Below are 9,479 nucleotides of genomic sequence, written 5' to 3' on the forward strand. Positions count from 1 at the left end.
GGCGCCCGGTCGGGGGTACGGCGCGCAAGCGCGCCCGAAGGGCGCCGCAAGCGCGCCGTGGTGGCGTGCGTTTCGGTGTCCCCGCTCCCCATCGGCCTACGGCCGATTAGAAAGAGTGTGCTTGTGGTGCACTGTGTTTCATGTCGACAAGTCTAGCACGTTCGGACCGAGCAACGGGCATCGACAGGGGCCTTGTCGGCCTGCGGCCGACCCTGCACCCCCACCCACCGACCGCCCTGCGGGCGCTCTGTGACTCCATATGAAACATATTGCCGCACAACAGAATTAAAACCCATTGCCACACAACCGATTCCCTACGGGAATCTATGCCTGACGCGACCGATACTCGCACATGCAAGCTTTTTTCTCCGCGGATCGATCCAAAGAGGTAGGGGCAATAATTGTTGCGCTGACAGGTGACTAGTATTGCTCCGTCTGGTAGGTCTGGTGTCATGCATCCGTTCTTGCGTCCGTTCCGGCGTTCCGGCTTGTCTCAACCTCCGTTGTTGTCGCGTGCTGGTGTGGCTGCACGCATCGACCGGTCCGCCGGTAGAGTCAGCCGGCTCTACAACAGCGGAGTGATGCCAGAGCCCGACCACCGCGATCAAAGCGGCCAGCCCTATTGGACCGAGCTGACCATCGATTCATGGTGGGCCGCGCGAAATGGGTTCGATCACGAGGACACTCCCCGCTACCACCGCTCGTTCACTGACGGCCATGCACCTCAGCTACTCGAAGACATCGTCATTGACGTCACCCTCGGCATGCACCGACAGAGGTCGGAAGAGATGCACGCACGCATCTACGCAGGTGTGGATGCGCTCGGGCCTGTTGTGCTCATCAGCCCCCTGAGAGGCGACCGAGCCACCATCACCGATCACGGTTTCGCCCTCATCGCTACCGCGGTGACTAAACACAGCGCCCACGAACTCGAATACGAAACCGACACAGTGTGGTTCCTTACGGTCAGCGGCTTCTGGGACGGCCACTTTGACACCAACAGCGGGGCCTACCCGCCGCCAGAAGCCAACGTATGGGACATGTCCACAGCGGTACGCCAGGCACTGCCTTCATCCAGCACCCCCTACAAACTACGATCCCCCGTGACCGCCGACGACGTCGCTCGCCTGATCGGCACACCATTCGATGTGTTCCCCGAAGAGCACTACACCCGCGACAACGTCAGCCGCCGACGCCCTCTCGCAGACAGCCCCATCGCAACACGCATCGAGGTCGACGACGCCGGCCTTGGCACCGTCATCCGCCACCTCGGCGTCGTCGCCGCCTCCTTGACCACGACACCAGAGCCCCACCCAGCACTGACCATTGCTGCCGGCGTCCTCGCCGACAAGGCACATGCCGAGAACACCCTCGCCACCGATAACTCTCGCTTTCTCGAGCATTGGGCGACCCGCGCTGCCCACGAACACCGTTCCCCCACATCCACCAGCCCCACCCGGTTAGCAGTGGAACCGTGGCCACGCACCCTAGGCCTGTCCGAACTCAACCTCGTCCACCGCCACCGACCCCATCAGCCACTCATCGCCGGCCGCGACCCCCACCGTCAGCCGATGACACAGTCCTGGATCAACTCCATCCACCCCGACACCCTCACCTGGTTCCGCAGCCTCACCGACTACCTCGACACCCAGGACCCCGCGCCAGCGCTCCTCGAGGCGCTCAGCGCAGCACACGCCCTGCTCGCCCAGGCGCTTCGCACCGCCACCCCCGACGGCCCCGCCCACGCCGACTACATCGCCGACAGTCACCCGCACACCGTCGGCCGCGTCCGCATGACCCTGCACCCCGGTGTGGCCACCACCTACCGATCCGCCCCCCAACTGGTCACCCTCGACAACCTCGACTCGCTGCCCCCCGGCCACCGCCGGCGCCTAACCACACTCATCGCCGAAGCCCGCGACCCCGCCCTCGCTTACTACCACGACACCCACGCCGACCTGTTCGTCGTCGAAACCCTCCACCAACGCAACGACATCGAACCCGGACAATGGCCCAACGAGCTGGTATTCGAATGGCCCACCGGGCCTCTCGCAGAACACGACCTAGCCCCTGGCCGCAGAATCGTGGCGCCCTCCACCGGCTACGGCGACAGCGTGCCCGCGTGGATCACCGACGGCGACAACTGGACACCCATCCCCTCACCCGGGCGCGGCTTCACATGGGGAACCGAATATCGCTACCCCGAATCCCTGGCCACCACCATCGCCCACACCTACCTCCCCGACTACACCTACTCAAACGACACCGCTCACCAACACCGCCGCCACCTCAACAACCAACTCCACGACCTACTCGCCGGCCGCGCCGAAGACATCGACATCGCCGTCTCCACAATTGCCGCACTGGTCGAACACACCAAAGACCTCATCAGCCAACCCATCCCCGAACCCGCAACGATCACCACACTCCTCGATGCCGCCACAACGATCGCCGCCCACAACCACTGGCGCCACGACCGAACCGACCCCACTCTTTACACCCGACACCTCATCAAAATCGCACCCTCCATCGAAGCCACCATCCCCGCCATGCAAGCACTTGGATGGATACCGGCCACCACCACCGAACTGACATCCTGGAACCCCACAGCAACCACGCCCCGCGACCCACACGAGGCCTACATGCGCCTGAACCAGGAACTGTTCAACCAGATTCTGCCCGAACACCTCCGACCCTCGGACTCCTGAAAGGGTGCCCGACCAAGAAGCTCACCTAGCGAGGTACCAGCGAAGAACAAGTCTCACCATTGGGGACTGCTGCACGGATAGGTGACAGTTGGGGTGTCATGCCGCGGCAGCGGCGGTGCTGATCATTGCTTCGAACTCGACAGGCGTCAACCGACCGAGGCGGACTTGCCCGGCGCCGGCGGTGGTAGGTCCGTTCGATCCAACTGACGATTGCGATCCGAAGCTGTTCACGGGTGTCCCAGCGTTGGCGGTCGAGCACGTTGCGTTGCAGCAGCGCAAAGAAGCTCTCCATAGCTGCGTTGTCCCCGCACGCTCCGACCTTGCCCATCGACCCCGCTAGTCCATGAATATTCAAGGCGTGTACGAATTTTCGCGACCTAAACTGCGACCCTCGATCCGAGTGAACGATGCAGCCAGCCACCTCACCACGACGGGCGACCGCGCTGTGCAACGCTGCCACCGCCAGCCGGGACTTCATCCGGGAATCGATGCTGTAGCCGACGATCCGCCCGGAGTGCACGTCCTTGATTGCGCACAGATAGAGCTTGCCCTCACCGGTGTGATGTTCGGTGATATCGGTCAGCCACAACCGATTTGGCTCCTCGGCGGCGAAGTTCCGCTGGACCAGATCGTCATGGACCGGTGGTCCCGGTCGTCGGCCATTCCGACCTCGTTTCTTGCCGAACACCGACCACCAGGCGTTGTCCCGGCAGATCCGCCACGCCGTCCGCTCGGCCATCGACTCACCCACGGTGGTGGCTTCCCCGGCGAGGAATCGGTAGCCGAATTCCGGGTCCTCGCGGTGGGCATCAAACAGGGCATTCGCCCGATACGCCGCGGCCAACTCGGCACGGGTGACCGGACTGGCCAGCCACCGGTAGTAGGGCTGGCGAGAGAGCTGAAGTACCCGACACGACACCGCGACGGCAATCCCGTCAGCAGCGAGCTCCTTCACGAGCGGGTAGAGCCTTTTCCCGGCAGGTTCGCCTGCGACAAATACGCCGCAGCCCGACGCAGCACCTCGTTTTCCTGCTCGAGCAAGCGGATCCGCTTGCGGGCCTCGCGCAATTCAGCAGACTCGCCGGTGGTCACGCCAGGGCTGCGGCCCTCATCGATGTCAGCACGTCGCATCCACTTGTGCAGCGTCATCGGGTGCACACCGAAATCCTTGGCGACCTGCTCGATCGTGACGCCTTCTCCACGATCACGAGCCACCCGGACCACATCGTCACGGAACTCCTGGGGGTACGGCTTGGGCACAGCTACATCCTTCCCGACCGCCCGAAGGCAAGCCAGATCAGATGTCACCTACCCGTGCAGCAGTCCCTTGATCGGCGCCGATCAGGTATCGGAGGCGGGCATCATCGCAGCTAGGCCCCAAAGTCTCTATAACCGCTGTCATACCCCTCGAGCATCGCCTGCCCCCGGCAATCCCGAAGCACCGGCCCGTCGGCGCAGCTAATGTGCGGGACATGAGCACAGCCGAGGAAATTGGGCGCTGGCGCCACGTACTCACGCAGGCCACAGCCCCGTTCCATGTCAGCATTCCCCTCATGCGCAAGCAGGTTGACGCATTTCCGAACTCGCAAGCCGTCGAGGTCGCCGTCGCGGGGATCTCCCAGCCGATCCTCGGGCACTGGAGCGTCGCGCAACCGGCCGAGGGCTCGGGGCTGCACGACGTGATCGGGCCGGTGGTGGAAGCCGTGAAGGCCCTCGATCCCGCCGACCTGAGCCTGGCCCAGATCACCAAGGTCCTCGACATGGCAAATGCCGCGAGCACGCAGTTGGCCGACGGCCTCAACGACCCCGAGACTGCCCAGGAGGTGATCAGCGAGATGATCGCCGACCTCAAGGCAATGGTGCTGACCGCTCGGCTGGGCCATCACGGAGTGATGGACCTGCTCAACGACGAGTGGGAAAAGCGGATGGAGGACGTCCGCAAGGGCCAGCTCAGCCGGGTGCCGCCACACTTCGACGTGATGAAGTTCCAAACCACCGACGAGGAATCGGCTACGACGATCCCATTCTCAGACCTCCTGGCGGCCGTACACCCCGGCGCAGCGACCGTCCAGGAGTTCATGGAGCAGTACGAGGTCGAGACCGAGACGGATACCCAGAGCCAGCTCGCCGGACGCTGGGTCGTCACGTTCTTCACCGAATGGGAACTCAACTACCGGCGGAGGCTGGCAGCGATCCACGGGTGCCCCGAGCGGGCGGTGCGATCAACGCTGATGAGGGACTTGGGCTTCATGCGCAACGACTACGCGCACAACCGCGGCATCGCCAGTTCCAAGCAGAAGAGGTGCAAGCGGCTCAAGTGGTTCGAGCCGGGCGATCGGATGCAGCCCCTTCAGCGCCACTACCAGGAGCTGTTCGAAGAGTTGGAGCGCGAGCGCGAAGCACTCGCGGCGGCGCCCGCTCCGTACGTCTCTAACAGCGTCGAGCTGAAGGGGCGCGTGCCGCAGGAACTGGTCGACAGCTTCAACAGCGTGGCCGCCGCGGCAGGGATTGGCAACGACGAGGCGTTAGCGTCGGCCATCGCAGCGTGGTGCGAGTCGAACGAGTAGCCCTCAGGCCCTTAACCCCTACAGTGCCAGCGGGACTCGGGTGCCGTCGGCCTTTTTGACCACAACCTCCAACTCGCCGCCGGTGGCCTCGACATACTTGCGCAGCGTCTCCACCCGCGCCGACACGATCTGACCGTGCTCCATCTGCGAAATCCGGTTCTGGCCCACCCCGATCAGATTGGCCAACCGGCCCTGGGTGTAGCCGGCCTCTTCCCGCAGCTGCCGCAGCCGATACACCTGCGCCTCGTGTTCCATCTCCGCGCGCACCGCATCAATCCGCGCCCGGTTCCCCGGACGCCGTGCCCGCAGCTCGTCCAAACTCGTCATCGCTTCTTCCGCCCTTTCCTGCTCTTGCCCGTGGTCTGTGTCTTCGCCCGCCGCGCCCGCGCACGCTCCTGGTGCTCGCTGAACAACGCATCCGCGACCGGAATGTTCTTGGCGTACCACTTCTTCCAGTTCCCGGCCTTGTCCCCGCCGACCAGCACGATCGCCCGGCTCTCGACGTCAAACGCGAACAGAATCCGGATGTACTCCCCCGCACTCGTGCGCGGGGGCCGCAACTCCTTCATGTTCGCGTGCACCGATCCCTCCACGGTGTCAACGAACGGTCGCCCCGTCGTCGGCCCGTGATCAGCCAGGAACTCCAACGCCGCGACGACATGGTCGTAGGCCTCGTCATTCAGCGAGTCGAGCCAGTCGTCCACCAACGCCGTGTCAACGTCCCAACTCACCCCACCACACTATCACTTTACACTGATAGTTGCAGCTAGATGGCTCGTGATCAGTCGATATGCTCAATCAGGTCTGGGGAGAACGTCATCGTCTTGCCCGCCCAACCCCGGGGGGCGCTGACCGTCACCTGCACATCACCGTCGTCGTCGAGTGCGGTCACTTTCCCGGCCAACGCGCACCGTCGGCCCTCGGCGTCACGAAACGACGACAGCAGGTCGATGGTGCGTACGCGGTGTCCAACAGCGAAAGTCTTTCCCGCCTCACGCCGTGGTGGTGTCGCCGAGGTCGTAGGCCACCCAGCGACCCTCGTGCAGGCCGAGTTGGCGGTCGTCGACCTCGCCGGCCCACTCCGGGAGTCGGTCGACGTCGACGACGGTCGGGATGTGCACCCGCGCCATCGACAGCAACGGCAGATCGACGGGCACGCCGGGGTGGTCGACCAGCTGGCACGGCGCGATCGGCACCACTGTCGACGAGCTGTCCGCTGCGGCCGCGGCTTCGATCTGGTTGGCGGTGACACCGACGGTGGTGAACGGGACTTTGAGGACCCGGTCCGGTCCGTCGGTGAACACGATCCGGCCGATGCCGATGCCGATGCACTCACGTTCGGTGAAGTACTCATCGAGCACCACGGCCAGCGGCCACGGCAGATCGTGTTCGGCGGCACGCAGATACGGCCACACATGCGGCAACGCCCCCGGCGCGACCAGCTCACCTGAGGTCGGCAGGTCCGAGCAGCGGGCGGCGGCGCGCAGCAGCTGCCACCACCGCACCGGCAACGGGTGCCCGGTGGTGCGGGCATGCGCGGTCCTCAACACCGTCAGACGGTGATCGGGCCACGGAGTGGCCCCGGTGTCGATGGTGTCGAACGCGGCTTCCACCTCGGCCAGCACCGCCAGCGCCGCGGGGGGTGCGGCGATACACCCGGGCCAACCGGAAACGCCGATCGCAGACCATCAGCCGGCCACCGTCGTGCTCGAGGTGGACGCCGGCCGCGACTGGCGGGCCGCGGCATTGTGCCGACGTCGCCAGTTCCAGTCGCTGAACCGCCTCGCTGCCGCCACCAGTGGCGTCGATCTCGGCGCCGAGCGCGTCGAGATCGATGTCGGCGCGGGTCTTGGGCACGACACGGCGCTGGCCGGGGGCGGGGGTGGCGTGGAAGTCGAAGGTGTCGAACAGAACGAAGTCGCTGAGGTCTCCCGCAACGATCTGATACGTCACGCGAGGTGGCGGCAACCGCATTACTACTCGGTGTGGGATTTCCCGTCAGCACGTGCGGCAAGGACTTGATTGATGTCGATCAGTGGGAGAATTTGGGGCGGGCCCGGTGGTGGCGAGATGCGATATGTGTGGATCTCGCTGTTCATGCGATCGACGATGGCGCGGGCGGCGGAGTCGGTTGGTGCTGCACAAGCTTCGTTCTGGGCCTCTTTGATTCGTTTGCGTAGATCGTCAGCGAGGTTTGGGTAGTGTAGGCCTTCGTTCTCCATCTTCTTTCGCACCCACCAGTGCTCTCCGTCAAGCGGCGAGTCTGGCGGAATAGGTTTTCCGGCGCCGGGGAGGTTGTCGAACTGGCCGCGATCCTGGGCTTTCTGGATTTGCGTTTCGACCCACGATTCGAAGGAAACGTTCGCTGGCTTGCGTTCTGTCACGTGTTTTCCTCTCGGTCTCGCAGCAGCTAATCTGCATGGTCTCTGTGCGCCGGGAGTGTCAGCGCGACCGCTGCGGTCACAATCATGATGGCGGCTATTGCGTAGAAGGCACGATTGTACGCATCTAATAAGTCGGCCTTGTCGCTTCCGCTCGCTGCCGCATAGGTGATGAGCACCGCCAAGCCCAGGGCGCCCCCGACTTGTTTGGTCGTATTCATTACGCCTGACGCTGCGCCAGCGTCTTCAGGGGCGATGCCCGAGTTGACTGCAGCTGTGATCGGGGTATTGAGCATGCCGCTCCCGAGGCTGAATACGATGGCAGGCAACAGAATTCCCATGATATAACCACTGCCGATCGTTAATTGGGCTTGCCACCAAAATCCGGCCGCGGCCAGCAGCGAGCCTCCAGCGATGAGCACCCGTCCATCAATGCGTCTCATCAACCACGGGGTGGCGCCAGCTCCTATGGCAATCGCCACGATCGTGTGGGGCAAGAAGGCCAAACCGGTTTGAACAGGGCTGTAGCCCAGGACGTTCTGCATGGCGAGGGTCAGAAAGTACCACATGGGGTTGAGGCACGCACCAGCGAAGAGCATTGCCACGTTTCCTGCTGAGACCGATCGATTGCCGAATATCCGCAGAGGAATCAAGGGTGATTTCGCGAGTCTTGCTTCGACGAGTACGAACACCATCAGTAGCAGCACACCGGCAACAATGCTAAGAGTCGTCGCCCGTGCACCCCAGCCATCGCTAGCGGCCTGCGTTATTCCGTATGCCAGGATGCCCAGACCGGCAGTGGCCAGAACAGCCCCGCTCACGTCCAACCGTGGCCGAGACGGAGCAGGTTTGTCGGCCGTGATGTATCGGACAGTGAGGACTGCGGCAGCGAGTCCAATGGGGACGTTGATAAGCAGTGTGGAACGCCACGAGAGGTACTCCGTGAGGAGGCCCCCCACCAGGTTTCCCGCCGTCCCTCCGGCGATGCCTACCGCGGTCCAAGTGGCCAATGCCCGAGTCCGGCGGGGACCTTCAGGGAACGATGCGGTCAAGATCGTTAGCGTGGTAGGTGCCAGGAGCGCAGCTCCTAGACCTTGAACCGCTCGTGCGATGACGAGTGGCCCGGCCGAGTCGACCAGCCCCCCGGCAAGGCTGGCGGCGGAGAAAGCAGCGAGGCCTATTAAAAGGACGCGTCGCCGACCAGCCAAGTCGGCGAGTCGGCCGCCGAGGAGAAGGAACCCAGCAAACGTCAGCGCATACGCGTTGACCACCCATTGCAGACCGCTGTCATCGAAACCGAGGGAGTCTTTGATCGACGGTAACGCGACGTTCACCACGGAGATGTCGAGTACCACCATGAATTGCGCGGCACAGACCACTGACAGCGTGATGGCCTCCGACGTACGGCGCGGGCGCTCGCGTTCGGTCGTCGTCACACCGTGTCGCATAGTTTGTTCCCTCGTCGAACTAGCCCATTGATACGTTTGTATCACAGCGCGGACCCAACTGAGGTCTACTCAGCCAGCCGGTAGCACTGCGCCTGCGGGTCATGGGTGGTGCCGTTGAGGATCTGCAGATGAAGCCGTTGGAACTTTTCCGAAGGTCGATGCCCAGTTCTTCACGTAGGACGAGCATTAACCGTCTGTACACCTCAAGGGCTTCGCAACGGCGGCCCAACCTCGTCAGCGCCGTCATCACTGGTAGTAGAATGATTCTCGCAGTGGATATTTCGCGCACAGTTCATGCAGTTCGACCACCACTTCGCCGTAGCGTTGCAATTCCAGCTGCGACTCGGTGACGAGTTCGCATGTCGTCGCTACTTC

8 protein-coding genes and 2 pseudogenes are annotated in these 9,479 nt (G+C 63.7%); 3 read left to right on the forward strand and 7 right to left on the reverse strand.

From position 1 onward, the window contains the following. Positions 1–581: 581 nt before the first annotated feature. Positions 582–2,708, forward strand: coding sequence for a hypothetical protein (locus BJF87_RS19910; protein ID WP_139319560.1), 2,127 nt, complete (start codon positions 582–584; stop codon positions 2,706–2,708). A gap of 96 nt (positions 2,709–2,804) precedes the next feature. On the opposite strand, the pseudogene BJF87_RS19915 reads toward BJF87_RS19910, so the two are convergent. Further along, positions 2,805–3,968 (reverse strand): annotated as a pseudogene (locus BJF87_RS19915) (IS3 family transposase). A 212-nt stretch (positions 3,969–4,180) separates the two neighbouring features. Between BJF87_RS19915 and BJF87_RS19925 the strand changes: the two are divergent. Beyond that, positions 4,181–5,275, forward strand: a complete 1,095-nt coding sequence (locus BJF87_RS19925) for a hypothetical protein (protein ID WP_075863782.1) — start codon at positions 4,181–4,183, stop codon at positions 5,273–5,275. 18 nt (positions 5,276–5,293) lie between these two features. On the opposite strand, the gene BJF87_RS19930 is transcribed toward BJF87_RS19925, so the two are convergent. The 3 genes from BJF87_RS19930 to BJF87_RS19940 all read right to left on the reverse strand — a co-directional run bounded on the left by BJF87_RS19930 (position 5,294) and on the right by BJF87_RS19940 (position 6,888). Next, on the reverse strand, positions 5,294–5,602 hold the full coding sequence (locus BJF87_RS19930) for a helix-turn-helix transcriptional regulator (protein WP_075863783.1): 309 nt from the start codon (positions 5,600–5,602) through the stop codon (positions 5,294–5,296). Further along, positions 5,599–6,006, reverse strand: a complete 408-nt coding sequence (locus tag BJF87_RS19935) for a type II toxin-antitoxin system RelE/ParE family toxin (RefSeq protein ID WP_075863784.1) — start codon at positions 6,004–6,006, stop codon at positions 5,599–5,601. The genes BJF87_RS19930 and BJF87_RS19935 overlap by 4 nt, the downstream gene beginning before the upstream one ends. 261 nt (positions 6,007–6,267) lie before the next feature. Next, on the reverse strand, positions 6,268–6,888 hold the full coding sequence (locus BJF87_RS19940; protein ID WP_158037557.1) for a hypothetical protein: 621 nt from the start codon (positions 6,886–6,888) through the stop codon (positions 6,268–6,270). Here BJF87_RS19940 and BJF87_RS26170 point away from each other — a divergent pair. Beyond that, positions 6,860–7,297 carry a hypothetical protein gene (locus BJF87_RS26170; RefSeq protein ID WP_158037559.1) on the forward strand — a complete coding sequence of 146 codons (438 nt, stop codon included), beginning with the start codon at positions 6,860–6,862 and terminating at the stop codon, positions 7,295–7,297. The genes BJF87_RS19940 and BJF87_RS26170 overlap by 29 nt on opposite strands. Here the strand turns inward: BJF87_RS26170 and BJF87_RS19950 are convergent. The 3 genes and pseudogenes from BJF87_RS19950 to BJF87_RS27245 form a co-directional block, all read right to left on the reverse strand. Beyond that, positions 7,252–7,659 (reverse strand): DUF1992 domain-containing protein, encoded by a 408-nt coding sequence (locus tag BJF87_RS19950; RefSeq protein WP_075863787.1) that lies wholly within the window; start codon positions 7,657–7,659, stop codon positions 7,252–7,254. The genes BJF87_RS26170 and BJF87_RS19950 overlap by 46 nt on opposite strands. 26 nt (positions 7,660–7,685) lie before the next feature. Further along, positions 7,686–9,092 carry an MFS transporter gene (locus tag BJF87_RS19955; RefSeq protein WP_262339063.1) on the reverse strand — a complete coding sequence of 469 codons (1,407 nt, stop codon included), beginning with the start codon at positions 9,090–9,092 and terminating at the stop codon, positions 7,686–7,688. Positions 9,093–9,123: 31 nt separating this feature from the next. Further along, positions 9,124–9,479 (reverse strand): annotated as a pseudogene (locus BJF87_RS27245) (BTAD domain-containing putative transcriptional regulator); the annotation flags it as partial.

This window comes from Gordonia sp. CNJ-863 (genome assembly GCF_001942325.1).
GTDB classification, from domain to species: Bacteria; Actinomycetota; Actinomycetes; order Mycobacteriales; family Mycobacteriaceae; genus Gordonia; species Gordonia alkanivorans.

Bases quoted from the DNA above. Each gene is read 5' to 3' on its own strand.
- BJF87_RS19930 (WP_075863783.1), bottom strand. From the start codon at position 5,602: ATGACGAGTTTGGACGAGCTGCGGGCACGGCGTCCGGGGAACCGGGCG.
- BJF87_RS19925 (WP_075863782.1), top strand. From the start codon at position 4,181: ATGAGCACAGCCGAGGAAATTGGGCGCTGGCGCCACGTACTCACGCAG.
- BJF87_RS19910 (WP_139319560.1), top strand. From the start codon at position 582: ATGCCAGAGCCCGACCACCGCGATCAAAGCGGCCAGCCCTATTGGACC.